Source organism: Streptomyces sp. NPDC102406 (genome assembly GCF_044765725.1).
Lineage (GTDB): Bacteria > Actinomycetota > Actinomycetes > Streptomycetales > Streptomycetaceae > Streptomyces.
Window position 1 is genome coordinate 1453399 of the sequence record NZ_JBIWKP010000001.1, and the last position, 25935, is coordinate 1479333.

Annotated in this window: 25 protein-coding genes; 14 read left to right on the forward strand and 11 right to left on the reverse strand. The window is 71.6% G+C overall.

What is annotated here, in order from left to right:
• Positions 1-11: 11 nt before the first annotated feature.
• The 6 genes from ACIRF8_RS06670 to ACIRF8_RS06695 form a co-directional block, all read right to left on the reverse strand.
• Complete coding sequence (locus tag ACIRF8_RS06670) at positions 12-293, reverse strand: Lrp/AsnC family transcriptional regulator (RefSeq protein ID WP_404211500.1); 282 nt, start codon at positions 291-293, stop codon at positions 12-14.
• 101 nt (positions 294-394) lie between these two features.
• Positions 395-1750 (reverse strand): cytochrome P450, encoded by a 1356-nt coding sequence (locus ACIRF8_RS06675; RefSeq protein ID WP_404211502.1) that lies wholly within the window; start codon positions 1748-1750, stop codon positions 395-397.
• A 68-nt stretch (positions 1751-1818) separates the two neighbouring features.
• Positions 1819-3174 (reverse strand): cytochrome P450, encoded by a 1356-nt coding sequence (locus ACIRF8_RS06680; protein ID WP_404211503.1) that lies wholly within the window; start codon positions 3172-3174, stop codon positions 1819-1821.
• An 11-nt stretch (positions 3175-3185) separates the two neighbouring features.
• Positions 3186-4103, reverse strand: a complete 918-nt coding sequence (locus ACIRF8_RS06685; protein ID WP_404211505.1) for a terpene synthase family protein — start codon at positions 4101-4103, stop codon at positions 3186-3188.
• Positions 4100-5050, reverse strand: a complete 951-nt coding sequence (locus ACIRF8_RS06690) for a polyprenyl synthetase family protein (protein ID WP_404211507.1) — start codon at positions 5048-5050, stop codon at positions 4100-4102. Before ACIRF8_RS06690 ends, ACIRF8_RS06685 begins: the two co-directional genes overlap by 4 nt.
• Positions 5051-5576: 526 nt before the next feature.
• Entirely contained in the window at positions 5577-6302 is a 726-nt protein-coding gene (locus ACIRF8_RS06695; RefSeq protein ID WP_404211509.1) for a rhomboid family intramembrane serine protease, read from the reverse strand.
• Positions 6303-6436: 134 nt separating this feature from the next.
• Here ACIRF8_RS06695 and ACIRF8_RS06700 point away from each other — a divergent pair, with 134 nt between their 5' ends.
• From ACIRF8_RS06700 to ACIRF8_RS06720, 5 genes are all read left to right on the forward strand, one after another.
• Positions 6437-6676 carry a hypothetical protein gene (locus ACIRF8_RS06700; RefSeq protein ID WP_404211511.1) on the forward strand — a complete coding sequence of 80 codons (240 nt, stop codon included), beginning with the start codon at positions 6437-6439 and terminating at the stop codon, positions 6674-6676.
• Between the two features lie 33 nt (positions 6677-6709).
• The gene (locus ACIRF8_RS06705) at positions 6710-8068 is read left to right on the forward strand and encodes an NYN domain-containing protein (RefSeq protein ID WP_404211513.1); all 1359 of its coding nucleotides are present in this window, start codon (positions 6710-6712) and stop codon (positions 8066-8068) included.
• A 311-nt stretch (positions 8069-8379) separates the two neighbouring features.
• Positions 8380-9405 carry an NlpC/P60 family protein gene (locus ACIRF8_RS06710; RefSeq protein WP_404211515.1) on the forward strand — a complete coding sequence of 342 codons (1026 nt, stop codon included), beginning with the start codon at positions 8380-8382 and terminating at the stop codon, positions 9403-9405.
• A 251-nt stretch (positions 9406-9656) separates the two neighbouring features.
• Positions 9657-10727, forward strand: a complete 1071-nt coding sequence (locus tag ACIRF8_RS06715) for an NlpC/P60 family protein (protein WP_404211517.1) — start codon at positions 9657-9659, stop codon at positions 10725-10727.
• A 54-nt stretch (positions 10728-10781) separates the two neighbouring features.
• Positions 10782-11984 (forward strand): hypothetical protein, encoded by a 1203-nt coding sequence (locus ACIRF8_RS06720; RefSeq protein ID WP_404211519.1) that lies wholly within the window; start codon positions 10782-10784, stop codon positions 11982-11984.
• Here the strand turns inward: ACIRF8_RS06720 and ACIRF8_RS06725 are convergent.
• On the reverse strand, positions 11960-12529 hold the full coding sequence (locus ACIRF8_RS06725) for a PadR family transcriptional regulator (protein WP_404211521.1): 570 nt from the start codon (positions 12527-12529) through the stop codon (positions 11960-11962). The genes ACIRF8_RS06720 and ACIRF8_RS06725 overlap by 25 nt on opposite strands.
• Before the next feature lie 94 nt (positions 12530-12623).
• On the opposite strand from ACIRF8_RS06725, the gene ACIRF8_RS06730 reads away from it, so the two are divergent.
• Positions 12624-13967, forward strand: a complete 1344-nt coding sequence (locus ACIRF8_RS06730; RefSeq protein WP_404211522.1) for an MATE family efflux transporter — start codon at positions 12624-12626, stop codon at positions 13965-13967.
• Here the strand turns inward: ACIRF8_RS06730 and ACIRF8_RS06735 are convergent.
• On the reverse strand, positions 13922-15172 hold the full coding sequence (locus tag ACIRF8_RS06735; RefSeq protein ID WP_404211524.1) for a glycosyltransferase 87 family protein: 1251 nt from the start codon (positions 15170-15172) through the stop codon (positions 13922-13924). The genes ACIRF8_RS06730 and ACIRF8_RS06735 overlap by 46 nt on opposite strands.
• 91 nt (positions 15173-15263) lie before the next feature.
• Here ACIRF8_RS06735 and ACIRF8_RS06740 point away from each other — a divergent pair, with 91 nt between their 5' ends.
• Positions 15264-16415 carry a glycosyltransferase family 4 protein gene (locus ACIRF8_RS06740; protein ID WP_404211526.1) on the forward strand — a complete coding sequence of 384 codons (1152 nt, stop codon included), beginning with the start codon at positions 15264-15266 and terminating at the stop codon, positions 16413-16415.
• Between the two features lie 171 nt (positions 16416-16586).
• Here ACIRF8_RS06740 and ACIRF8_RS06745 read toward each other — a convergent pair whose 3' ends face one another.
• A complete protein-coding gene (locus tag ACIRF8_RS06745) occupies positions 16587-18383 on the reverse strand; it encodes an AMP-dependent synthetase/ligase (RefSeq protein ID WP_404211528.1) in 1797 nt (598 codons plus the stop codon).
• Positions 18384-18694: 311 nt separating this feature from the next.
• On the opposite strand from ACIRF8_RS06745, the gene ACIRF8_RS06750 reads away from it, so the two are divergent.
• The 6 genes from ACIRF8_RS06750 (at position 18695) to ACIRF8_RS06775 (ending at position 23511) form a co-directional block, all read left to right on the forward strand.
• Entirely contained in the window at positions 18695-19456 is a 762-nt protein-coding gene (locus tag ACIRF8_RS06750; RefSeq protein WP_404211530.1) for a metallophosphoesterase, read from the forward strand.
• 80 nt (positions 19457-19536) lie between these two features.
• The gene (locus ACIRF8_RS06755) at positions 19537-19977 is read left to right on the forward strand and encodes an SRPBCC family protein (protein WP_404211532.1); all 441 of its coding nucleotides are present in this window, start codon (positions 19537-19539) and stop codon (positions 19975-19977) included.
• 73 nt (positions 19978-20050) lie between these two features.
• Positions 20051-21163, forward strand: a complete 1113-nt coding sequence (locus ACIRF8_RS06760; RefSeq protein WP_404211534.1) for an ArsA family ATPase — start codon at positions 20051-20053, stop codon at positions 21161-21163.
• A 77-nt stretch (positions 21164-21240) separates the two neighbouring features.
• Positions 21241-21687, forward strand: a complete 447-nt coding sequence (locus ACIRF8_RS06765) for a DUF5304 domain-containing protein (protein WP_404211536.1) — start codon at positions 21241-21243, stop codon at positions 21685-21687.
• Between the two features lie 53 nt (positions 21688-21740).
• Positions 21741-22694 carry an ROK family glucokinase gene (locus ACIRF8_RS06770; protein ID WP_404211538.1) on the forward strand — a complete coding sequence of 318 codons (954 nt, stop codon included), beginning with the start codon at positions 21741-21743 and terminating at the stop codon, positions 22692-22694.
• A gap of 70 nt (positions 22695-22764) precedes the next feature.
• Positions 22765-23511 (forward strand): endonuclease/exonuclease/phosphatase family protein, encoded by a 747-nt coding sequence (locus tag ACIRF8_RS06775; protein ID WP_404211540.1) that lies wholly within the window; start codon positions 22765-22767, stop codon positions 23509-23511.
• 13 nt (positions 23512-23524) lie between these two features.
• Here the strand turns inward: ACIRF8_RS06775 and ACIRF8_RS06780 are convergent, their stop codons facing one another.
• Positions 23525-24190: a hypothetical protein gene (locus ACIRF8_RS06780; RefSeq protein ID WP_404211542.1), complete on the reverse strand. Its 666-nt coding sequence runs from the start codon at positions 24188-24190 to the stop codon at positions 23525-23527.
• Positions 24183-25001: an alpha/beta hydrolase gene (locus ACIRF8_RS06785; RefSeq protein ID WP_404211544.1), complete on the reverse strand. Its 819-nt coding sequence runs from the start codon at positions 24999-25001 to the stop codon at positions 24183-24185. Before ACIRF8_RS06785 ends, ACIRF8_RS06780 begins: the two co-directional genes overlap by 8 nt.
• A gap of 177 nt (positions 25002-25178) precedes the next feature.
• Between ACIRF8_RS06785 and ACIRF8_RS06790 the strand changes: the two genes are divergently transcribed.
• Positions 25179-25907: a lysophospholipid acyltransferase family protein gene (locus ACIRF8_RS06790; protein WP_404211546.1), complete on the forward strand. Its 729-nt coding sequence runs from the start codon at positions 25179-25181 to the stop codon at positions 25905-25907.
• Positions 25908-25935: the final 28 nt, after the last annotated feature.

Consider the following 25935-nt stretch of genomic DNA (forward strand, 5'->3'; position numbering starts at 1 on the left):
GGCGGGCCCCGTCAGGAATCCAGGCCGATCGAGAAGGCCGCCTCCAGGTCGTGCTGCGAGTACGTCCGGAAGGCGACGTGCGTGTCCGTCACCTCGACGCCGGGGATCTTGCTGATCCGCCCCGGGATGATCTCCGCGAGGTCCTCGTGGCGCCGTACCCGGACCATGGCGATCAGGTCGTACGTCCCGGTGACGGAGAAGACCTCGCTGACGGAGGACAGCGCAGCGATGGACTCCGCGATCTCGGGGATCCGGTCGACACTGGTCTTGATCAGAACGATCGCTGTGATCACGGTTGCTTCTCTTCCTCGGGGGCCTGGGGGCTTCACTGTAGGACGAGACCCGCCGGGCGGGCACGCAGGGCCTCGACAATGCGGCCTCTCGGCCGGTCAGGTCAGCGAGGGCGCGGAACCATCGGCAGCGGCCCGGCGGTCAAGCTCATCTCGGCGCGTGGCGAGACCGTGGCGCCCGGCACGGGACGCAGCCGCCAGCGGGACGCGAGTGTGGCCAGCGCGAGCGTCGCCTCCGTCATTCCGAAGACGTCGCCGATGCACTTGCGGCTGCCCCCGCCGAACGGCAGGTACGAGCCGCGAGCGACGTCCTGCGCCCGCTCGGGCAGCCAGCGGTCCGGGTCGAACACCTCCGGGCGCGGGAAGAGTTCCGGGATGCGGTGGATGACATAGGGGCTGATCAGCACGTCCGCCCCGACCGGCAACCGGTGGCCTCCCAACTCGGTGGGCTCGGTGGTCGTCCTGGTGAACATCCACGCGGGTGGGTACAGCCGCAGGGTCTCGGTGAAGATCCGCTGGGTGTGGGCGAGCTTCGGGATGTCCGCGTAGGTCGGGATCCGGCCGCTCAGCACCTCGTCGACCTCGGCGTGCAGCCGTGCCTCCGCCTCGGGGTGAGCAGCCAGCAGGTGCCAGGCCCACGTCAGGGCGCTCGCGGTGGTCTCCACCCCGGCCAGCAGCAATGTCATGACCTGGTCGTGGACCTCCTGGTCGGTCATCGCGCCGCCGTCCTCCTCGTCCCGCGCGGCCAGCAGCGCCGACAGCAGGTCACCGCGGTCCTCGCCGGAGCGCCGGTAGTCCCCGACGATGCCGTCGATGAGGGTGTGCAGCCGGGCGAGCGCGGCGTCGAACTCCCGGTTGGCGGCCAGCGGCAGCTTGGCCAGCACACCGGTCGGGTCCACCGCCCGGCGGAACGCGCCGCGCACCATGACGGGCAGGCTGCGCTGGATCTCCGCCACCGAGTGCGGTGCCATCTCCGTCGAGAACAGAGCCCGGGCTGTCACGCGCGCGGTCAGCGCCTGCATCGCGTCACCGACATCGACGGGTCGCCCCGCCCGCCAGGTCTCCGCGTGCGCCGCGCACTCTTTCTCCATAACCTCGGCGTACGTGGCTATGCGTGCCGTGTGGAAGGCGGGCTGGACCATGCGCCGCTGGCGGCGGTGGTCGGCCCAGTCCGAGGTGATGAGCCCGTTGCCCAGGATGGGACGGGCCTTCTCCTTCACCGGTCCGCCGGTGTCGTAGACCCGCGCGTTCACCAGTACCTGCTGCACCAGCTCCGGATGGCAGGGCAGGTAGGTGGGCTTGCTGCCGAGCCGCAGTTCGACCAGGTCCCCGAGGGCGGGCAGCCCGGCCAGGAACTCCAGCGGACGGCGCGCCAGGGACAACGCGTGGCCCACGAGCGGCAGTCGGTGCGGCGCTGTGGCGAACCGCCAGTCGCGCCCGGTGTCGGATGGGTTCTTCATGCCGCGAGTGCCTCCGGTGACGGTGACGGAGAGGGGGTTCGGGGGACAGGGAAGGGGTGCTGCCCAGGTCAGCGGCGTTCCAGCATCATGGGCAGAGGGCCTGCCTCCAAGGTGGCCTTCGGCTCCAGGTGCAGCCGGGCGCCGGGTGCGGGGCGCAGCCGCCAGCGCGCGGCGACGGTCGCGACGATCAACGCGGTCTCGGTGAGCGCGAGCACGTCACCGATGCACTTGTGGCTGCCCGCGCCGAACGGCAGCAGCGCCCCGCGGGGCACCTGCGCGAGCCGTTCGCCTTCCCAGCGCCCGGGGTCGAAGGTCTCCGGGTCGGGGAAGAGGTCGGGGTTGTGGTGCAGCGCGTAGGCGCTGTAGAGGATCATCGTCCGGGCGGGGATCGGCCGGCCGCCCAGCTCGACGTCCTGTGCCGTGACCCGCATCGCCATCCAGGACGGCGGGTACAGGCGCAGCGCCTCGGTGATCACATTGCGGGTGTAGGGCAGGGCGGGAAGGTCGTCATAACCGGGGACACGTCCACCCAGCGCCTCGTCCACCTCGGCGTGCAGGTGTTTTTCGACGTCGGGCAAGGTGCTCAGCAGGTGGAAGACGAAGGCGAGGGTGGAGGCGGTGGTCTCGCTGCCGGCGACGAGGAAGGTGACGACCTGGTCCAGGACCTGGTCGTCGTCCAGGCTCTCCCCGGTCTCGGGGTGTTCCGCCCGCAGCAGCGTGGACAGCAGGTCGCCGTGGTCCGCGTCGGACCGGCGCCGGACGGCGATCATGTCCGCCACGATCTGCCGCAGCCGTCTGTTGGCATGGTCGTAGGCGCGGTTGCCCGGCGTGGGCAGCTTCTCCATGATGCCCAGCGGAGCGACGGTGCGCTTGTAGATGCCGTGGGAGACCGTGCGCAGGCACTGCCTGGCCTCCTCGATGGTGTCCTCGTCGAGCCCGGTGGAGAACAGGGTGCGAGCGGCGACCCGCATGAGCAGGGCGTGCATGGCGTCGCTGATGTCCCGGATCTCCCCCGGCCGCCACGCGTCGGTGACGGTACGGGTGTCCTCGGCCACCGCCGTCGTATAGGCGGCGATCTTCGTCGGATGGAAGGCGGGCTGGATCAGCCGCCGCTGGAAACGGTGCTCCTCGCCGCGGGAGACAGACAGGCTGTTGCCGAGGAGCTGCCGCGCCTTGTCGAAGACACCGCCCTTGTCGAAGAGGCGGGGGTTGAGCAGGACATGGCGCACCAACTCGGGGTGGGCGGCGAGGTAGGCCCGCTTGGGACCGAGGCGTATCTCGACCAGGTCACCGTGGACGGGCAGCGAGGCGAGGAACTCCAGGGGGCGCCGCCACAGCGCGGGCACGTGCCCCAGCAGAGGCAGGGCGCCGGGTGCGGCCCCTGTCCGCCAGGACCGTTCCGCGGGTGTCTTGGGGGTGTGCATGCGCCGACCCCCTACTGGATACGCGAGTTGACGTCGTTCACGGGGGCCCGGTAGCGGCGGTCTCGCGTGGTCCAGACGAAGTTCCCCTGGATGAGGTCCAGTAGGACGTCGCGAGTCGTGTCGTCGAACGCCCTGATGCACTCCATGTCCTCGGCCATGTCGTCGAGGCGTGCCTGGAAGAAGCTCCGGAAACCGGCCTCGTCCTCCATGTCGCACAGGCGGAAGCAGTTGGTTATCTGCCCGAGGGCCTGCTCCCGGTCGTAGGAGTAGAAGTCGTTGACTATGGCCAGTCCGCGGGCGGTCATCCGGGCGGCCAGGCCCGTCTTGGCGTGCTCGGTCAGCTCGGGGTGCCGGTAGATCGGATAGGACATCCGCATCCAGAAGTCCACACCGACGTCGGTGACGCGGAAGCGGAAGTACTGTTCTGGCGAGGTGTTGCAGAGGACCTGCTTCAGCCGCGAGTCGCGGAACATGTGGTCGCTGGTGACGAAGGCGCGGGCGCCCTCGTACGCGAACTCCGCGTCCTCGGGGGAGTAGTACCGCTCGCAGACGGCTCGCAGCCGGGGCAGGAAGAGGTCGAAGTCGTGCAGGGCCGCGTCCATGTCGTCCCAGACGAATGTCACGCAGTTGAGTACGCAGACCGCTTTGAACGCCTCCATGTCCTTGATGTGCCGCGCACTCTGCGACCAGCGCACGACGTCCATGTAGGAAATCCAGCGCTTGTCGGAGACCTGTTTGCCCAGTGGGGCGACCGCGCGGTTGCAGGCGTCGATGACCTCACGCAGTTCGGCGTCGGTCAACGGCACCTTCTGGGCCTCGTACCCGACGTGCCGGTCGAAGAGGGCGGCGAAGCGGGCCGTGCACTCCTCCCAGTAGCGCGCGGAGCCCGCCAGGGCCGTGGCGCCGGACGTGGTCAGATCCGCGGTCATGCGTTCCTCCTGGTGGCGGTGGTGGCGAGGTGTTCGAGGGCGGTGACGGCGTCGGGGGTGAAGGGACTGTCCGCCAGGGCCCGCAGGGCCAGCCGGTAGCGATCGTCGATCATGCGCTCGACGGCGTCGCGGGCGCCGGTCGCGGCGAAGATCGTGCGGACCTCCTCCGCGCCGGACTCGTCCAGGGCGGGGTCGCCGACCAGGGTGCGCAACCGGTCCTTGTGCGTCGCGTCGCCGTGGCGCAGGGCGAGCGCGACCAGCGTCGTGTTCTTGCCGGCCCGCAGATCGTCGAGGCGGGACTTGCCGGTGTCGCGGACGTCGCCGTACACGCCCAGCAGATCGTCGCGGAGCTGGAACGCCTCGCCCAGCGGCAGGGCGAACGCGGTGCATGCGGCGAGCGTGCTCGCGTCGGCGCCCGCGATGGCGGCACCGATGTGCAGCGGCCGTTCGATGGTGTACTTCGCGGTCTTGTAGCGGTTGACGGTGAGGGTGGCGTCGACGTCGTCCGTCAGTTCACCGGTCGCCCGCAGATCCAGGTACTGGCCGAGCATCACCTCGGTGCGCATGTCATTGATGAGCGGCACGACCGCCGACGCCTGCTCGGAGGTGAGGCCCGCGGTGTGCAGAAGGCAGTCCGACCAGGTGAAGGCGAGGTCGCCCAGCAGCACCGCGGCGCTCATCCCGTAGCGCTCGGTGCGGTCGTCATCGCCGTCTCCGGCGAACCGCCGGTGCATGGTGGGCCGACCGCGCCGGGTGTCACTGCCGTCCATGACGTCGTCGTGGATGAGGGCGAAGGCGTGGAACATCTCCAACGAGGCGGCGACCCGTATCACCGCGGCCATGTCACTCATGCCGCCGGCGGCCTGCCAGCCGAGCACGGCGAATACCGGGCGTATCCGCTTACCGCCCGCCATGAATTCTTGCAGGAGTTCCACGAGCCTGGCCATCTGCGGGTTATCGGACGTCCTTCTCCTGTCCTCCAAGAAGTCCATGAGGGCGGTGTCGACGGATGTCCTTGCGAAGCTCGGGTCGATTACGTCGGGAGATATCGTCTGGATGCTCATGTCTGTAGTGCGTCCTCACATCAAGGACCTGCGGGAAGAGGTTCCGTGCTTAATCCGTGCGCGGACGTGCGCATACGGTTTGCGGCAGCAGGTCGGATAACGGACGTGCAGTGCATCGTTCGGACGTGGAGACAAGGCCGTCAGGGTGTGGTCCCACTTGAGTCCATGCCTGTGTCCCCCCGGTGGAAGCGTGGTGATCTCGGGCCCGCCGCCGAATAGTAGGCATATGGCGACGGCGCGTGACAAGGCCTGGTTGCTATGTGCACCATTCTCGGCCTGCCGTTAAAAGGGGGAGGTATACCCGGCCTGGGAAACGGAAAACGCCCGGTCTGTGCCGAGCGTGTTCCTGTGGATATTCAGGCCAAGGGAGAGGGATTGTTTTCGGCCGCTCGACGCTTCCCGGACGCCCTCACCCGCCGGCGGAGTCCGGTGCCGCCTTCCTGAACCGGTGCCCGTACCTCACCCACGCGTAGAGGAAGCCGACGGAGAAGCCGATCAGATGGGCGAGGTAGGCGACGCCCGGTCCCTGGCTGTCCTGGCCCGCCGCCGCCCACTGCAACGCCACCCAGAACGGCAGCACCACCCAGGCGGGAAAACGCAGCGGCAGAAAAAGAAGGAACGGGAAGACGCTCGTCACCCGTGCGTCGGGGAACAGGTAGAGGAAGGCGCCGAGCACCGCCGAGATCGCCCCGGAGGCGCCGACCAGCGTCTGCTCGGAGCCGGCGTGGGCCATCGCGTAGCCGAGGAGTGCCAGGTAGCCGCTGACCAGATAGAACAGCGCGTACGGCAGATGTCCCATGCGTTCCTCGACCATCGCCCCGAAGACGTAGAGGAAGAGCATGTTGCCGAGCAGGTGCACCCAGCTCCCGTGCACGAACAGGGCTGTGGCCGGGGTGAGGGCGGCCCGGGGTGATCCGGTGAAGAGTTCTGCGGGCAGTACGCCCCACCGCTCGAAGTAGGCGCTCTGCGCGGTGAGGAGATGGTCGCCGGTGCCGTAGGACGGATTGAGCCCCGAGGAGGGGGAGAGGACGAAGGCCACGCAGCAGACGGCGATGATTCCGTACGTGACCGGAGCCGGATGCCCTCTGAGGAATGCGGTCAGTCTGCCGATCGCGTCGCGTCCTTTGCCGATCATGAGAGGAAGCATGACGCAAGGCGGGGAGCGGGCGGCGTACGGCAGGCCGTAGGGTTACGGGCAATAAAGCACGCACCACGCACCACGGAAAGCGCACGCGCGAAGCCGTGCGCGAAGGAAGAGGCGACAGTCCGATGCCGGTTCCCCTGCCGACCGCCACCACCCGCTGGCGCTGCACGCTCTGCGGCAACCTCACGCGGTTCGACGTGACCCGCTCCTCGAAGGTCGTCGAGTACCTCCACCTCGACCTGGCCGGTGAGCCGAACGTCGAGGAACGCGAGGTGGTCAGTGAGACCATCGAGTCGGTGCGCTGCCGTTGGTGCAACGCGGTGGACCAGGTGGAACTGGTGGACAGGCCGGGCGCCGACTCCTGACGGAGCGGCCCCACAGCGACTTTGGGGTGTCGGATGGTGGAGAGCACGGGCGAGGAGGCCGCTGACGCTGAGCAGGCCGCCGCCGAGGTGCTCGACCGGCCGCTGCCCGAGGGCGTACGGCGGCGGGTCGTGCAGATCGTCTCGGACGGCTTCGGCGGTCTGACGGTCGGCGAACTGCCGCCCCAGTTGCGGCAGTACGCGCGGTTCACCCCGACGCGCCGGGTGAAGTTCGCCGGTAACGCCATGGCGGCCGCCGTGGAGAACGAGACGCTGTTCCGCCAGCGCATCGCGGAGCGCTTCCGGGAGGCGCAGCCCGAGCTGTGCGGCGCGCTCGACGCCGGTTCGCCGCCGCCCGCCGCCGACCCCCTGGACGTGGCCGCCGCCGCGTACGTGCTGCGGCCCGTCGGCTGGGTGAAGCTGGTCGCCGCCGCTGGCGAGGAGGCCCAGCGCGCCGACGCCGAGCGCGTCGACGAGGAGACCCGGGCCGAACTCCAGTCCCTGCGCGACCGGCTCGCCGAGGCGCAGGCCCACACCAGGGCCGAGACGGAGCGGCTGCGCGCCGAGCTGGAGGCCGCGCGGCGCGAGGCCGACGCGGCGCACCGCAAGCTGCGGGCGGCCCTCAGTGATGTGAAGCGCGGCGAGGCCGCCGTGCGCAAGGCTCGCGCCGAGGCCGACGCGGCGCGCGCCGAGGGGCAGGCCCAGGTGTCCGCGGCGGAGAGCGAGACCCGGCGGCTCAAGGCGCGGCTCGGCGAGGCCGAGGCGACCCTGGAGGCGTCCCGCAGGGCGGTCCGCGAGGGGCGCAGCGTCGAGGACATGAGGGTGCGGCTGCTGCTGGACACGGTCCTGGAGGCCGCTCAGGGGCTGCGCAGGGAGTTGGCGTTGCCGCCCCTGTCCGCGCGGCCCGCCGACTCCGTGGACGCCGTGGAGCCGGGCCGGTTGACGCCCAAGGACATCGCGGCGCGCGCCCTGCACGAGCACGACCCCGCCATCCTCGACCAGTTGCTCGCGCTGCCGCAGGCCCATCTCGTGGTCGACGGCTACAACGTGACCAAGACGGGCTATCCGACGATGCCGCTGGAGAAGCAGCGGCTGCGCCTCCTCGGCTCCCTCTCCCAGCTCGCCGCGCAGAGCGGGGCCGAGGTGACCTGTGTCTTCGACGGGGCCGAGCTGGCCGCGCCGGTGCTGCTCGCGCCGCCGCGCGGGGTGCGGGTGCTGTTCTCCAAGGCGGGTGTCACCGCCGACGAACTGATTCGGCAGTTGGTGCGCGCCGAGCCGCCCGGCCGGCCGGTGATCGTCGTCTCGACGGACCGCGAGGTCGCCGACGGCGTCGCGAAGGCGGGGGCGCGACCGGTCGCGTCGGTCATGCTGCTGAAGCGGCTCTCGCGCGGTTGATCCCATCTGCGGCACATGGGACGCATGGAACACATAGAGCACGTCTGCAACATCAGTCGTCTATGCCCGAATTGGCGAAACCTTTGCGCAACGTAGCGTCAAGCGGACATCACTGCACGTGAGTTGAGTGCAAAGAATGCAGTCGGTGACCGAGATTTTTGCCGTCAGGATTTGAACTGATCACAAGAACATCACTAGGGTCAGGCCTCGAACCTCCACTCGGGTGATCACTCACATGAGGTGTGTGACGGTGGAGGGGAACCGCCCACCGGGTGATCGTGGGCGGCTGAAGGAAGAAGGAGCTCGCCTTCGTGGCGTCCCACCGTCGACCCAAGCAGCCGAGCCGCACCCGTGTGACCGTGCTCACCGCCACCGCCGCCGCTGCCGTGGCGCTCACCTCGCAGGCGGCCAACGCCGCCCCGAAGCAGGACAAGAGCGAGGTCAAGGCCAAGGTCGACAAGCTCTACGAAGAGGCGGAGAAGGCCACCGACCTCTACAACGGGGCCAAGGAGAAGCAGCAGAAGCTCGAGAAGGAGATCGGCGACCTCCAGGACAAGGTCGCCCGCGGCCAGGAGGAGCTCAACGAGCTGCGCACGGGCCTCGGTTCGCTCGCCAGTCAGCAGTACCGCTCCGGCGGGATCGACCCCTCCGTGCAGCTCTTCCTCTCCGCCGATCCGGACGACTACCTCGACAAGGCGTCCACGATCGACTCGCTCAGCGCCCAGCAGCTCCAGTCGCTCAAGAAGGTCCAGGACAAGCAGCGCACGCTCGCGCAGGAACGCGCCGAGGCGTCCGAGAAGCTCAAGGACCTCGCCGAAACCCGCACCGAACTCGGCGAGAAGAAGAAGGAAGTCCAGAGCAAGCTCGGCTCCGCGCAGAAGCTGCTCAACACCCTGACCGCCGCCGAGCGCCAGAAGATGGCCGCGGACGACGCCCGCGCCAGCCGCAGCGCCGGCGACCGCGTCGACCTCGGCAACGAGGTGCCCGCCTCCCAGCGCGGCGCCGCCGCCCTCAGCGCCGCCGCCACCCAGATCGGCAAGCCGTACGTCTCCGGCGGCACGGGCCCCAACTCCTACGACTGCTCCGGTCTGACGCAGTGGGCGTACAACCAGGCCGGTGTCGGCATCACCCGCACCACCTACACCCAGCAGAACGACGGCCCCAAGATAGGCATGAGCCAGCTCAAGCCCGGTGACCTCGTCTTCTTCAACAGCCTCGCGCACGTGGGCCTCTACGCCGGCAACGGCCAGGTGCTGCACGCCCCGCACCCCGGCGCCGTCGTCCGCTACGAGTCGATGAGCACGATCGGCTCGTTCCAGTTCGGCGTCCGCATCTGACCCTTGTACGGAGACGAGGCCCGGCAGGACCCGGGTCTCACAAGAACTGAAAACACGCCCGTTCGGGCGAATTCAGGCTCCCTCCGCTGACCGCACGCCCCGCCCATGACCTGCGTCATAGGCGGGGCGTCGCGTTGTGCGTCCCCGGCCGGTCGTTGGCCGGGCGGTGGTCGCACGACTACTGTCGGCGCGCATTCCCCGAACGCGGGGATCGTCAGCGCTGTCGCCAGCGGAAGGGAGAGCGGCTACTCGTGGGGTCCCATCGCCGCACCGCGCACTCTGGTCGTCCGGGCCTTTCGGGTCTCTCCGGGATCTCGGGGCTCTCAGGGCTCGACCGGAGCACACGCGCCACCGTCCTGACCCTGGCCGCCGCCTCCGCGGCGGCCGCCCTCGGCGCCGTCCCGGCGGGCGCCGCGCCGCAGGACAAGCAGGCCGCCACCAAGGCCGAGGTGGACCGCCTGTACGAGCAGGCGGAGAGCGCCACCGAGGCGTTCAACAAGGCCGACGAGCACGCCGACAAACTCCGCGCCGAACTCACCGCCGTCCAGGACCAGGTCGCCCGGGGCCAGGAGCGCATCAACACGATGCGGAACGCCCTCGGCCTGGTGGCCGGTGCCCAGTACCGCTCCGGCGGCCTCGACCCCTCGCTCGCCCTGATGTTCTCCTCCGACCCGGACAGCTACCTCGACCGGGCCAGCAGCCTCAACCGGCTCACCGCCCGCCAGGCCGGTGAGCTGACGGAACTCCAGCGCGCCCAGCGGGTGTTGGCCCAGCAGCGCGCCGAGGCCCGGCGCACCCTCGCCGAGCTGGACAAGAGCCGCAAGGCCGTCGCCAGGCACAAGCGCGGCGTCGAGGCGAAGCTGGCCAAGGCGCGCCGGCTGCTCCACTCCCTGACGCAACCCGAGCGCGACGCGTACGAGCGGGGCTCGCGGGGCAGTGAGCGACCCGACCTGGCGGGCGCGGGCCCGGCCTCGTCGTCCCGCGGGGCCGCCGCCCTCGCCGCCGCCCGGTCGGCGCTCGGCAAGCCGTACATCTGGGGCGCCAACGGCCCCTCGGGGTTCGACTGTTCCGGCCTGATGCAGTGGTCGTACGGGCAGGCCGGGGTCGGGCTGCCCCGCACCTCGCAGGAACAGCGGTACGCGGGCCGGCAGGTCCCGCTGAGCCAGGCGCGGCCCGGCGATCTGGTCGCCTACGGGTCCGACGCCCACCACATCGGCATCTACGCGGGCAACGGCCAGGTCATCCACGCCCCCCACCCCGGCGCCCCGGTGCGCTACGACCCGGTCGGCATGATGCCGGTCTCCTCCGTGACCCGGGTCTGAGCGCCTTCCCCATGGCCTGAGCCGACCCGCGCCGGACGCCGTACGATCGGGAAGATGGCTGGTCGAGGGCGTGCGGTGAGCGGGGCGTGGTGCTGGGCGGCGCTCGGCGTCCTGCTCGTCGGCGTGTCCGGCTGCGGCCGGGACCCGGCGCCCACGGACTCCCGCACGGCCGCCGTGCAGCGCCTCCTGGACCGCAGGGCCGCCGCCGTGCTCGACGGGGACTCGGCCGCGTACCGGGCGACCGGCGGCGCCGACCCCTATCTGCTCCTCGACCTCGCCGCGGTCCCGCTGGACTCCTGGGCGTACGAGCTGACGCGCCTGGACGGTTCGGGGTCCCGGATCAGTGCCACCGCCGAGCTGCGCTACCGCGTCGAGGGGTACGACAAGGCGCCCGTCGTCGCCGAGCGGACCCTGACACTGCGCCAGCGGGACGGGCGCTGGCGCGTCGTCGGTGACGAACCCGCCGGGAAGTCCGGCCAGCAGCTCTGGGAACAGGGCAAGGTCACCGCGGTGAAGGGCGCGCACAGCCTCGTGCTCGGTGTCGGGCAGCAGCGGTCCGTGCTGCGTTCGTACGCCGCTCTCGCCGACGACGCGGTGCCCGCGGTGACCGATGCCTGGGGCGAGCGCTGGGCCCGCAGGGTCGTCGTCCTGGTGCCCAAGTCCCTGGACGGCATGGGCGGCTTGCTGGGCGCGCCCGCCTCCGGCTACCAGGGCATCGCCGCCGTCACGACGGGCGAGGCGGGCGGGTCGGGCTCGGCGCCCGCGGACCGGGTGATCATCAACCCCGAGGCGTACGGCGTGCTCGGCACCTTCGGCAAGCAGGTCGTCCTCACCCACGAGACCGCGCACGTGGCCACCCGCGCGGTGACCTCCGCGGCGACACCGCTGTGGCTGTCGGAGGGGTACGCGGACTGGACGGGCTACCGCGGCACGGACCGCTCCGCCGGGCAGGCGGCACCCGAGTTGCAGCGGGCCGTGCGGGAGGGCTCGCCGCCCACCGCGCTGCCCGAGGACGCGGACTTCGGGTTCAGCGGTGATTCCGGCAGGCTCGCGCGGGCGTACGAGAGCGGCTGGCTGGCCTGCCGGATGATCGCCGAGCGGTGGGGCGAGGCGAAGCTCAACGCGTTCTACACCGCGGTCGGCGGCCACAAGGAGCGGGCTGGTGCCGTGGAGGACGCCCTGCGCGGCGTCCTCGGGATCGACGAGGCGGACTTCCTGGCGCGCTGGCGCTCCTACGTCCGGTCCGAACTGGGCTGATCCGTGGGAGGGTTCGGCCCGGCGCCGAGCTCGGTCAGCGCCTCGCGCAGCCAGGCCCGCTCGGCCGTGCCGGTGGCCCGCGCCACCCTCAGCATGCCCCGCCGGAACAGGTCCTCGGGTTCCTCGGCGCGCACCGGCCGCCCCTGCTCGTCGTAGAAGAAGCTCGCCGGGGCCTGGAGGAAATCGAGGCGGCGGCGCAGGACCGCGGCCTGCTCCGCGGGGTCGGGCAGCAGGCGCAGGAACGCCAGGAGCGTGTTGAAGCGCGTGTGGTCGGTGATCTCGATGTCCTTCGGCTCGCGGAGGCGGCCCAGGAGGGCGGCCCGGCCGGAGTCCGTGAGGCTGAGGACGCGGCGCGGGGCGGCGCCGGTGCCGGGCGCCGCGTGCTCGTCGAGGTGGCCCGCCGTGACGAGCCGGGTGATCGCCGGGTAGAGGGCGCCGTCGCTGACCGGGCGGACGTGGCCGCTGAGCGCCTTGATGCGCTCCTTCAACTCATAGCCGTGCAGGGGCTGTTCGGCGAGGAAGCCGAGGATGGGCAGCTCCAGCATGCGGGCTCCTGGACGGTTGCGGGCGGATTTCCGCCATGGTACCTCTTTTCGAGGTACTGGATACCTCGAAAAGAGGTACAGGGGAGGGGTGGCCATGGACGGCGCCGCACATCGCCGGAGACTCGTCGGGCTCGCGCGGCCCGTCTACTTCTCGCTGCTCGCCTCCGTGGCGGCCGGGATCATCAACACCCTCTGGGTGGCCCGCCTCGGGGGCGACGCCGTCGCGGCCGTGGCCGTCGCCACCAACGTCGAGAACGTGCTGCTCGGCATCGCCCTCGTCTTCGGCTCCGGCACGACCGTGCTGGTCGCGCATGCCCGGGGCGCCCAGGACCGGGGCGCCGTGCGGGCCGCCGTCCGGGGCGGCTGGGGCCTGTGCGGGCTGATCGTGCCCGTCGTCGCATTCGGCGGCTGGCTGACCCGCACGGACCTCGCGCGGCTCGTGCTGGGCGACGGCGGCGCCGACGGGGCCGCGCCGCGTCTCGCCGTCGCCTACTTCGGCGTCTCTCTGCCCGGCATGGCGGTCTTCTTCGCGCAGCAACTCGTCGACGGCCTCCTCAAGGGCGCCGGCGACACCCGCACCCCGATGCGGCTCGCCCTCCTCGCGAACGGGCTGATCCTGCTCGCCGATCCTCTGCTCATCCACGCGTACGGGGTGGTGGGCGCCGCCGTCTCGACCGTGGCGGCCCGCCTGGTCGCGCTCGGGGCCGGACTGCGGGCGCTGCGCCGCGACCCCTTGCTGCGGGCGGCGGCCGACGCGCCGGCCGGTGAGGCGACGTGGACCGCCGTGCGGCGCACCCTGCGCACCGGACTGCCCATGTCGGCGGACTTCACCGTGCGGCAGGCGGGCGCGCTCGCCCTGGTCGCCGTCGTGGCCCGGCTCGGGGTGACGGCCGTCGCCGCGTACGCCGTCGCGTACAAGGTCCTCTACGTCGCGACGATGGCGTTCTACGCGGTCCGGCAGGCCGCCGCCATCCACACCGCGCAGCGCGACGGCGCGGGCCTGCGCGAGCGCGGCACGGTCGGCCGGCAGACCGCGCTCGTCGCGGGCGCGGCGGGGCTTGCCGCCGCCGCGCTGTTCCTGGTTCTCGCGCCCTGGCTGGTCCTGGCCTTCGGCGCGCCGCCCGCCGTCCGGGCCGAGGCCGCGCTGTTCCTGCGCTGCGTCGGCCCGTACCTGGTGCTGACGGGGGTGTTCATCGCGCTCGGCGGGGTGTTCGAGGGGAGTGGGGGCGCGCCGAAGGTGCTGCGGGTGACCCTGCTCGGCGCCGCTCTACAACTCCCGTGCGCCGCCTGGCTCTCGGGGCTCTGGGGCCTGCCCGGGGTGTGTGTCGCGCTGGCCGCCGCCATGGCCGTGCAGTGCGGGTGCCTGCTGGCCATGGCGCGGCGGGCGGCCGGTCAGGAGGAGGTGGTCGCCTCGCTGCACGCGCCGCGGGCCGTCTGACCGGGAGCGGAGGCGCGGGCGGCGCGGGCGGGTTCAGTCACCGTCGCCCGCCACAGGCGACGGCAGGCGATCAGCGTCGCGGCGACGAGCAGCCCGTTGCGGACCAGGAGCAGCACGAGGCCCAGCCAGTCACCGGCCACCACGTGCGCGAACCAGAGGGGGAACTCCAGGAACGTCACACACGTCGCCGCCAGCACCAGCCACCCGGGCAGTGTCATGCGGCTGTCGCGGAACAGCAGGCACACGGCGGCGAGACCGACCAGCCACACCATGTACTGCGGGCTGATCACCCGGCTCGTCGTCGTGAACAGCAGCACCGCCGTCAGCGCCGCGTCGGCGAGCGTGCCCGCGCTCCAGGCACGTGCCCGCAGCCGCCACAGCACCAGCCACCCGAGGGCGAGCACGGTCAGCCCCTGCGCGAGGGCGCTGACCAGCTCCACGTACGGGCCGAGGTACTCGACCGAGCCGTAGTTGAGCTGCACCGTGCCCCGCCAGCCGAAGTGCCGCGCCACATGGAAGACCAGCGCGCCCAGCGACTCGACCTCCGTGCCCCGGTCCCGCTGGAAGGTCAGGAAGTCGAACGCGCCCGGCATCGCGACCGCGAAGGTGACCGCGAGACCGCCCGCCGTCAGCGCCGCCGCACCCCACGCCTCACGGGTCGCGCGCCCGCGCCGGACGCCGAGCAGCAGCAGCGCGGGCCACACCTTGAGCAGCGCGCCGATCGCGGCCATCACCCCCGCGGCCCGCGGGTGCCGGGCCGCCGCCAGCAGCGCCGCGACGGCGACGGCGGTCACCATCACGTCGTAGCGCGCGTACACCGTCTGCCCCAGCAGCGGCAGCCCCGCCACCCACACCCAGACGCCGCGCCGCCGCATGCCCGGGCGCCCGGCGACGTACAGCAGCATCAGGAGGACCACCGCGTCGGCCAGGAACGCCAGCAGGAAGAAGGCGGACGCGTACGACAGGAACGGAAGCAGCGCGGGGGAGAGGATCGCGACCGCGGCGGCCGGTGGGTACTGCCAGGTGACGTCGTCCAGAGGAAACGTTCCGCTACGCAGGACGTCGAACCAGCCCTGATAGATCACCGACACATCGCTGGTGACGTCCGGGCCCGGGACCACGACGACCTTGAAGACGCACAGCAGCAGCAGCGTCCTGGTCAGCGCCCAGGTGGCGAGGATCGCTGCGGTATTTCGCGTCTTCATTCGAACCATCATGCCGGGAGGACCTGTGCCCGTGCCATGGACCCGGGCGGCGTGCCACTGCCCGGCGGCCGGTTCGGTACTGTCTGCGGCGATGCACCAGACACCCAAGACGCTGCTCGTGACCAACGACTTCCCGCCCCGGCCCGGCGGCATCCAGGCGTTCCTGCACAACATGGCACTGCGCCTGGACCCCGAGCAGCTCATCGTCTACGCCTCCACATGGAAGCGCGGTCGTGAGGGCGAGGAGGCGACCGCCGCCTTCGACGCCGAGCAGCCGTTCACGGTCGTACGCGACCGTACGACGATGCTGTTGCCGACGCCGCGCGTGACCCGGCGCGCCGTGGGCCTCCTGAAGGAGCACGGTTGTACGTCGGTGTGGTTCGGGGCCGCCGCACCGCTCGGCCTGATGGCGCCCGCACTGCGCAGGGCGGGCGCGCGGCGCCTGATCGCCACGACCCACGGGCACGAGGCCGGGTGGGCCCAACTCCCCGCCTCCCGCGGCCTGCTGCGCCGGATCGGCGAATCGACGGACACCATCACCTACCTTGGCGAGTACACCCGCTCCCGGATCGCCTCGGCGCTGACCCCCGAGGCGGCCGGGCGCATGGTGCAACTCCCGCCCGGCGTCGACGAGAAGACCTTCCACCCCGGCTCGGGCGGCGACCTGGTGCGGGACCGCCTCGGCCTGTCGCGGCGCCCCGTGGTGGTGTGCGTCTCGCGGCTCGTCCCGCGCAAGGGCCAGGACACCCTGATCCTCGCGATGCCCCGCGTCCTCGCGGCCGTGCCGGACGCGGTGCTGCTCATCGTGGGCGGCGGCCCGTACGAGAAGGAGCTGCGCGGGCTCGCCCGGGACACCGGCGTCGCGGACTCCGTACGCTTCACCGGCGCCGTCCCCTGGGAGGAGCTGCCCGCGCACTACGGGGCCGGCGACGTGTTCGCCATGCCCTGCCGTACGCGCCGCGGGGGACTGGACGTCGAGGGCCTCGGCATCGTCTACCTGGAGGCGTCCGCGACGGGGCTGCCCGTGGTGGCCGGTGACTCGGGCGGCGCGCCGGACGCGGTCCTGGACGGCGAGACCGGCTGGGTCGTACGCGGCGGCTCCGCCGAGGAGGCCGCGGACCGGTTGGTGACGCTGTTGCGCGACCCGGAGCTGCGGACCCGGATGGGCGAGCGGGGGCGGGCCTGGGTCGAGGAGCGGTGGCGGTGGGATCTGCTGGCGGAGAGGTTGCGCGGGTTGTTGTAGGGGTGCGGTCGGGTGCGGGCCGTGGGGGCTGGTCGCGCAGTTCCCCGCGCCCCTGAAGGGCGCACTACGCGCGCCTTCATGAGGCGGGAGCAACCACGACGACGCGAAGGCCGCGAGAAAAGGGACCCGCTCACGGCGAGTGCGCCCACCCGCGCCCCCGGCCCGCCACCGCTACCCGCGGTACAGCGCCTCGATCTCGTCCGCGTAGTCCTTCACGACCACGTTCCGCTTCAGCTTCAGCGACGGCGTCAGATGGCCCGACTCCTCCGTGAACTGCGCCCCGAGGACGCGGAACTTGCGGACCGACTCCGCCTTGGAGACCGCCGCGTTGCCGTCGTCCACGGCCGTCTGGATCGCGGCCAGCAGATCCGCGTCGCCGAGCAGGGAGGCCACCGTCGCGTCGGCGGGCTTGTCGTGGTCCACGGCCCACTTGCCGAGGAACTCCTCGTCGATGGTGACAAGGGCGCCGACGAACGGCCGCCCGTCGCCGACGACCATGCACTCCGCGACGAGCGCGTGCGCGCGGATACGGTCCTCGATGACGGCCGGGGCGACGTTCTTGCCGCCCGCCGTCACGATGATCTCCTTCTTGCGGCCGGTGATGCGCAGGTAGCCGTCCTCGTCGAGCGTGCCGATGTCACCCGTGTGGAACCAGCCGTCGGCGAGGGCCTCCTCGGTCGCGCCGTCGTTGTTCCAGTAGCCGGTGAACAGGTGCTCGCCGTGGAGCAGGACCTCGCCGTCGTCGGCGATCCTGACCACCGAGCCCGGCAGCGGCTGACCGACCGTGCCGATCTTCTGGCGGTCCCACGGGTTGAAGGCGGTGGCGGCGCAGGACTCGGTGAGGCCGTAGCCCTCCAGGACCGTGAAGCCGATGCCGCGGAAGAAGTGCCCGAGCCGCTCGCCCAGCGGGGCGCCGCCCGAGATCGCGTACTCGCCGCGCCCGCCGAGCACCGCGCGCAGCTTGCTGTAGACCAGCTTGTCGAACGTCTTGTACTTGAGCTTCAGCGCGAACGAGGGGCCCTTCGCGCTGTCGAGGGCGCGGCTGTACTCGATCGCCGTGTCCGCGGCCTTGTCGAAGATCTTGCCCTTGCCGTCGGCCTGCGCCTTGGCCCGCGCCGAGTTGTAGACCTTCTCGAAGACGCGGGGCACGCCGAGGATCAACGTCGGCCGGAACGCGGCCAGTTCATCGGTGAGGTTCTTGATGTCGGGCGCGTGGCCCAGCTTGATCGGGGCCATCAGCGAGGCCACCTCGACCAGGCGGCCGAAGACGTGCGCGACCGGGAGGAAGAGGAGCACCGAGCACTCGCCCGTGCGGAACAGGGGTTTCAGCCGCTCCACCACGTTGCCGCACTCCGCGAAGAAGCTGCGGTGGGTCAGCACACAGCCCTTGGGGCGGCCGGTGGTGCCGGAGGTGTAGACGATCGTCGCCGGGTCGTCGGCCTTCGCCACCGCGCTGCGCTCGTCCACCGTCTCGTCGGTGATCTCGCCACCGGCACGGTTCAGCTCCTCGACGCCGCCGGCGTCGATCTGCCAGACGTGCCGCAGCTCCGGCAGCCGGTCGCGTACGGAGGCGACGGATGCGGCGTGCGCGTCCGACTCCAGAAGAATGCCCACGGCGCCGGAGTCGCCGAGGATCCACTGGATCTGCTCGGCCGAACTCGTCTCGTACACCGGGACGGTGATCGCCCCGGCGCTCCAGATCGCGAAGTCCAGCAGCGTCCACTCGTAACGCGTACGGGACATGAGGGCGACCCGGTCGCCCGGTCGCACGCCGGCGGCGATGAGGCCCTTGGCGGCGGCCCGCACCTCCGCGAGGAAGCGGACGGACGTCACGTCCTGCCAGACACCGTCGACCTTGCGGCCGACGACGGCGACGTCCGGGTGCTGCGCGGCGTTTCTGCGGACGATATCGGTCAGATTGCCGTCCGCGGGGACCTCGTACAAAGCCGGAAGGCTGAACTCGCGCAAGACTGCTGCTCCTCATAAGGCGCCGGCGCCACGACTCTGTGCGATGCGTCGGTGCGGTCCAAGATCGGGCAGGTGCTCAGTACCTTGTCACCTTGTCGGGGGACCCGCTTGATTGAACTGAGCACGACCGGACTGCCCGGACGTTACCCACCAGTACTGCTTTTTCGGTAGGGGGTCCAGGCCAGATGTTCGCTGCGTCACACGTCCTGGCGGTGCTGTGCGCACAGTAGTCCACGCGTCGGGCGACCAGGAAGTAACCGCAGGTCCAGCCCCCTCTACCCACCCTAGGGCCGCCGTCCTAGGGTGATCACATGCGCGTACATGTGGTCAGCGATGTGCACGGAAACTCCACCGACCTCGCACGGGCCGGGGAGGGAGCCGATGCTCTCGTCTGCCTCGGTGACCTGGTCCTCTTCCTCGACTACGCCGATCACTCGCGGGGCATTTTTCCTGACTTGTTCGGGGTCGAGAACGCCGACCGCCTCGTGGAGCTGCGCACCGCCCGCCGCTTCGAGGAGGCGCGCGCCCTAGGAGCGGAGCTCTGGGCGGGCATCGACCGCCGCCCCGCCATCGAGAAGGCGGTGCGCAAGCAGTACGCGGAGCTGTTCGCCGCCTTCCCCTCTCCTACGTACGCCACCTACGGCAACGTCGACATGCCGCACCTGTGGAGCGAGTACGCGGGCCCCGGCACCACCGTGCTCGACGGGGAGCGCGTCGAGATCGGCGGCCGGGTCTTCGGCTTCGTCGGCGGTGGCCTCCGCACCCCCATGCGCACGCCCTACGAGATCAGCGACGAGGAGTACGCCGCCAAGATCGAGGCCGTCGGCGAGGTCGACGTCCTGTGCACCCACATCCCGCCGGAGGTCCCGGAACTCGTGTACGACACGGTGGCACGGCGCTTCGAGCGCGGCAGCCGCGCCGTCCTGGAGGCCATCCGCCGCACCCGGCCCCGCTACTCGCTCTTCGGCCACGTCCACCAGCCGCTCGCCCGGCGCATGCGGATCGGCGCCACGGAGTGCGTGAATGTCGGCCACTTCGCGAGCTCGGGGCGCCCCTGGGCCCTGGAGTGGTGACGGCGGGGCCGCCCGCGCGCGATAGCCTGCACGCGAGACACACACCCGTACGCCGGACCGCATCTGGAGGAGCCACCGCGATGGCGGAACACACCAGCTCGAGCATTACGATCGAGGCGGCACCGGCCGACGTCATGCAGGTGATCGCCGACTTCGCCCGCTACCCGGACTGGACGGGCGAGGTGAAGGAGGCCGAGGTCCTCGCGACGGACGACGCCGGCCGCGCCGAGCAGGTCCGGCTCGTCATGGACGCCGGTGCGATCAAGGACGACCAGACCCTCCAGTACACCTGGACGGGCGGCGACGAGGTGTCCTGGACCCTCGTCAAGTCGCAGATGCTGCGCTCGCTCGACGGCTCGTACGTGCTGAGGCCGGCGGGCTCGGGGACCGAGGTCACGTACTCGCTGACCGTCGACGTGAAGATCCCGATGCTCGGAATGATCAAGCGCAAGGCCGAGAAGGTCATCATCGACCGGGCGCTGGCCGGACTGAAGAAGCGCGTGGAGTCCGGCGAGAAGTAACGGACGGCAGCGGACCGGGCCCCCGCGGGCGGGCCTGCGGGGGCCGCGGCGCACCCAGGTAGCCTCGATCCTCATGCGCACCCTTCTTGTCACCGGGCCCGGGGGGTCCGGGCGGACGACCATCGCCTCAGCCACCGCCCTGAAGGCCGCGGAGACCGGGCTGCGCACGCGACTGATCACCGGCGGCCCCGTGGCCGACGCGGCCCTGCCCGGCGTCACCGTCACCCGGCTCGCCCCCGCCGACGAGTCCCGGAGCGCCCTCCTCGCCCTCCAGGAGCGGGCCGGTTCCGCGCTCGACCTGCTCGGCGCCGCCCGGCTCGACGCCGACGAGATCACCCCCCTGCCCGGCAGCGGCGAACTCGCGCTGCTGCGCGCCCTGCGGGAGAGCGCCGACGATCCCCACGACCTGGTCGTCGTCGATCTGCCGCCCGTCCCCGAGGCGATCTCCGTCCTCGCCCTGCCCGGCCAGTTGCGCCGCTACCTGCGCCGCCTGCTGCCCGCCGAACGCCAGGCCGCCCGCGCCCTGCGCCCCGTCCTCGGGCGGCTCGCCGGGGTACCGATGCCCGCCGAGCAGCTCTACGAGACCGCGGCCCGCTGGTCCGCCGAACTCGCCGCCGCCCAGGCCGTGATCGACGCCGACACCACCCACGTCCGCCTCGTCGCCGAACCCACCCAGGCCGCCGCCGAGACCCTGCGCGCCACCGGCACCGGGCTCGCCCTGCACGGCCTGCGCACCGAGGCGCTGATCGCCAACCGGGTGCTGCCCGACGGTTCCACCGACCCGTGGCTGGCCGACGCCGCGGCCCGCCAGCGCAAGGTCCTCGCCCAGTGGCCGGGCGCGTACGAGACACCCCACATCGGCCGCGATCCGGACCCCGCCGACCTCGCCGCCCTGGACGTGCCGCCGCCCGGCGACCCCGGGCCCCGCCGCCCCTGGCCGGTCGAGGACCGGCTCGCCGAGGACGGTGTCCTCCTGTGGCGGATCCCGCTGCCCGGCGCCGTCCGCGAGGAGCTGACGCTGATCCGCCGCGGCGACGAGATCGTCATTGGCGCGGGAACGTTTCGCCGCATCGTCCCGCTGCCCTCCGCGCCCCGCCGCTGCACCGTGGCCGGGGCCGGACTCGTCGACGGGGAACTGTGCGTACGGTTCGCGCCCGACCCGGATCTGTGGCCCCGGACCCGGTGAAGCCCATGCACCCGTTCGGGTAACGTCGAAGGCGACACCGCTTCAGCACCCTCAGCTCTCCGCAGGAGTCAGCCGTCATGAGCGACGCCACCGAGCAGTCCGCACCTCAGGTCGACGCCGACGCCTGGGAGCAGGCCTGCGCCGAGGATCTCGCGGCGGAGAAGGCCCGCCGCCGCGCCGAGTACGGGGCGCCGCCCGGCTCCGCCGCCGACGAGCTGCGCAAGCTCGTCGACGCCGTCACCGACAAGCTCTCCGGGATGCAGGCCCCCTTCCTCGGCGCCGTCGCGCAGGGCACCGCCGAACAGGTCGCCAAGCAGGTCGTCCGGCAGGCCAGGTCCGTCGTCGAACCGGTCATCGAACGCAACGCGGACGTCTTCGACCATCTGGCCGCCGCGGGCTCCGAGCTGCTCGCCGCCTACCGCTCCGCGGTCGAGAACCAGGAGCGCCGCTGGACCCAGCGCTCCCAGGAGCCGAAACCGCCCACGGACGAAGGCCCCGGCGGGGAACACATCGACCTGGACTGAACACCGCTCAGGTACGGTGGGCCGTAGCGGGGCTCGACCGAACTGAGGGATTCATGGGACTCACCATCGGCGTCGATATCGGCGGCACGAAGATCGCGGCCGGCGTGGTCGACGAGGAAGGCAACATCCTCTCCACGTTCAAGGTGCCGACGCCTTCCACGCCTGACGGGATCGTGGACGCGATCGCCTCGGCCGTGGAAGGTGCCAGGGCCGGGCACGAGATCGTCGGCGTGGGCATCGGCGCCGCCGGCTATGTCAACCGCCAGCGCTCCACCGTGTACTTCGCGCCCAACATCGACTGGCGCCAGGAACCGCTGAAGGAGAAGGTCGAGCAGCGCGTCGGCCTGCCCGTCGTCGTGGAGAACGACGCGAACGCGGCGGCCTGGGGCGAGTACAAGTTCGGAGCGGGCAAGGGCCACCGCAACGTCATCTGCATCACGCTCGGCACCGGCCTCGGCGGCGGCATCATCATCGGCAACAAGCTGCGCCGCGGCCACTTCGGCGTCGCCGCCGAGTTCGGCCACATCCGCATGGTGCCGGACGGCCTGCTGTGCGGCTGCGGCTCGCAGGGCTGCTGGGAGCAGTACGCCTCCGGGCGCGCCCTCGTCCGCTACGCCAAGCAGCGGGCGAACGCGACCCCCGAGAACGCGGAGTACCTGCTCTCGCTCGGCGACGGCAGCCCCGACGGCATCGAGGGCAAGCACATCTCCATGGCCGCCCGCCAGGGTGACCTGGTCGCGGTGGACTCCTACCGCGAGCTGGCCCGCTGGGCCGGTGCGGGCCTGGCCGACCTCGCCTCGCTCTTCGACCCCTCGGCGTTCATCGTCGGCGGCGGTCTGTCGGACGAGGGCGAGCTGGTCCTCGACCCGATCCGCAAGTCGTACAAGCGCTGGCTGGTCGGCGGGAACTGGCGGCCGGTGGCCGACGTCATCGCCGCCCAGCTCGGCAACAAGGCGGGCATGGTCGGCGCGGCCGACCTCGCGCGGGAGCCCGACCCCGTGATGTGACGCCCCGCACGACCGTTCGGTGCCCGTCGCTCCCTCCGGGGACGGCGGGCACCGGCGTATCTTGATCTTCATGGACTCCGGCTCGCTCCCCAACTCCCATACCGCGTCCGACGGTTCGGCCGTCATCCGCGTCCTGAGCTACAACATCCGCTCGATGCGCGACGACCCCGCCGCCCTCGCCCGCGTCATGAAGGCGTGCGCCCCCGACCTGGTCCTGATCCAGGAGGCGCCGCGCTTCTTCCGCTGGCGCAAGAAGCTCGCCCGGCTGGCCCGCGCCGCGAACCTGGTGATCCTCTCCGGCGGCGGCAGCGCGGCGGGACCGGCCCTGCTGTGCTCACTGCGGGCCACGGTCGAGCGGACCGAGGACGTGCTGCTGCCGCTCACGCCGGGACTGCACCGGCGCGGCCTCGCCACCGCCGTCGTACGGTTCGGCGGCGCCCGGCTCGGCGTCGTGAGCTGCCACCTGAGCCTCCAGAAGGACGAGCGGTACGCGCAGGGCGGCCTGCTGCTCGACCACCTGGAGTCGATGGGCGTCGAGCACGCCGTCGTCGGCGGCGACCTCAACGAGCGCCCCGACGGACGCACCTTCCGCCGCCTGGCCACCGCCCTGAACGACGCCTGGGCCACCCGCCCCTGGGGCACCGAGTACACCTCGACGCCGGACGACCCCCATCAGCGGATCGACGCCATCCTCACCACCGAGGGCATCGAGATCCTCGGCTGCGGCGTCCCGGCGGACTTGCCCGCGCACGACCTGAGGGCGGCCACGGACCATCTGCCGGTCCTGGCCGCCCTCAAGATCCCTGCCGTTCCGTAGTACCGCCGCCGGGTCAGACGACGGCGCCGCGCCCCGGGTCGTCGTCCTCGTCGTCGTCCGGCTTCATCCGCGCGACCAGCGTGGCGAAGCCGCCCAGGAAACCGCCGACGCAGACCGTCGAGAGCCACCAGGTCATCGACCAGCCGAGCAGCACCGAGAGCAGCAGCAGCACCGGGCCGCCGATCACGGCCAGCCACGCGAACCGGGCCGTCACGTCCGCCTCCGGGAGCGGCGGCGGCTCCGGCGGCACGAAGTGGCCCTCGTCGTCCTCGCCGAGGTCGCCGTCGGACGGCTCCGCGACCGAATGGTCCCGGGGGCCCGGGGCGGCGCCCACGCCCGGCGCGAAGGAGACCGACGAGCCGAGCGCGCCCCCGGCGCCCTTCTTCGGCTTCTCGTCCACTTCATCCCGGTCCGTGGGCAGCGCGCTGTTGGTCTCCGGCTCAAGGAGCGCCAGATCCTCCACCGACTTGAAGGGCTTCGCGCCCGGCGGGTCCGGCGGCTCCTCCCCGTACCCGGCGACGATCTGCGCCCACACGGCGTCCTCGTCGACCGGGAGCGCGCCCTGCTCCTGCGGGTCCCGGCCCTCACCGCCGCCCGCGTCGCCCGAACTCCCCGGGCCGCCCGAACCCTCCGGGCTGTCCGGGCTCTCGGGCTCCCGTCGCTCCTCCTGCTCAGCCACCGCTCGCCGTCCCTTCCGCGCCCTCGCCGGGGCTTGTCACGCCCTCGCTGGGGGTCTTGCCGACACTGGGAGCGAGCCGGCCGATGAACGCGTAGCTCTCCTCGAAGATCCGGTCCGCGTCATGGTCCAACGTCGCGACGTGGTAGCTCTGTTCCAGCAGAATCTCCGTGACGTCCGTGGAGGAGATCCGGCTCAGCACCCGGGCCGAGTCGGCGGGCGGCACCACATGGTCCTCGACGCTGTGCAGGACCATCACCGGCTGGGTCACCTGCGGCAGCTCGCGGTCCACGCCGCGGAAGAAGCGGCGCAACTGGTGCGCGGCGTGCAGCGGCACCCGGTCGTAACCGATCTCCTGCGAACCCTCCTTGGCGATGTCGCTGCGGATCCCCTTGACCGTACGGACGACATGCCGGGCCACCGGGAGGGCGTGCGCGGCAAGACCGTGCACCTTGTTCCCCGGGTTCACCAGGACGAGGCCCGCCACCTGGTCACCGTGGTGGGCGGCGAGGCGCAGCGCGAGGGCGCCGCCCATCGACAGCCCGGCGACGAACACCTGTGAGCAGCGGTCCGTGAGGTCGCGCAGGGCGCGGTCCACCTCCGCGTACCAGTCCTGCCAGCCGGTGACCGACAGGTCCTCCCAGCGGGTGCCGTGGCCCGGCAGCAGCGGGAGCGAGACGGTCAGCCCGCGCTCGGCCAGGTACTCCGCCCAGGGCCGCAGCGACTGGGGGCATCCGGTGAAGCCGTGACAGAGGAGGACGCCGATCTCGCCGCCTTCGTGGCGGTACGGCTCGGCTCCGGGAAGGACCGGCACCTTCGGTCTCCAGTTCGTGAAATTCGTGCGCTTCGGGAGATGGGTGAGAGGGAGGTGGGAGGAACGCGGGACGTGCAGTTCACCGTACGCGACCGGACTGACACCGACCAGGGTCGTCGGGCTCCCGGGCGGCCCCGCGGGTTAAGGTCTGATCCTCGGACGAGGGAAGGCAGTGGGTTGATCTACGGCGCAATGAAGGTGGCCATCGGGGGGCCGCTGAGGCTCGGCTTCAGGCCGTGGGTGGAAGGCATGGAGAACATTCCCGCCGAGGGAGCCGCGATCCTGGCCAGCAACCACCTCTCCTTCTCCGACTCGTTCTTCCTGCCGGCCGTCCTCGACCGCAAGGTCACCTTCATCGCGAAGGCCGAGTACTTCACGACGCCCGGCGTGAAGGGCAAGCTGACGGCCGCCTTCTTCAAGGGCGTCGGCCAGCTCCCCGTGGACCGTTCGGGTTCGCGCGGCGCGGGCGAGGCCGCCATCAAGAGCGGCCTGGACGTCCTGGAACGTGGCGAGCTGTTCGGCATCTACCCCGAGGGCACGCGCTCGCCCGACGGCCGCCTGTACCGCGGCAAGCCCGGCGGCCTGGCCCGCGTGGCGCTGGCCAGCGGTGCGCCCGTCATCCCCGTCGCCATGATCGACACGGAGAAGATCCAGCCGCCGGGCAAGGTGATGCCGAAGCTCATGCGCCCCGGCATCCGCATCGGCAAGCCGCTCGACTTCAGCCGCTACCAGGGCATGGAGAACGACCGGTTCGTGCTGCGGGCGGTGACCGACGAGGTCATGTACGAAATCATGAAGCTCTCCGGCCAGGAGTACGTCGACGTGTACGCCACCGCCGCCAAGCGACAGATCGCCGAGGCGGCCAAGGCCGAGAAGGAAGCACAGAAGGAGCGCGGCGGCGCCTAGGGCGAGGCGCCGGGGGCGGGTCACGGGG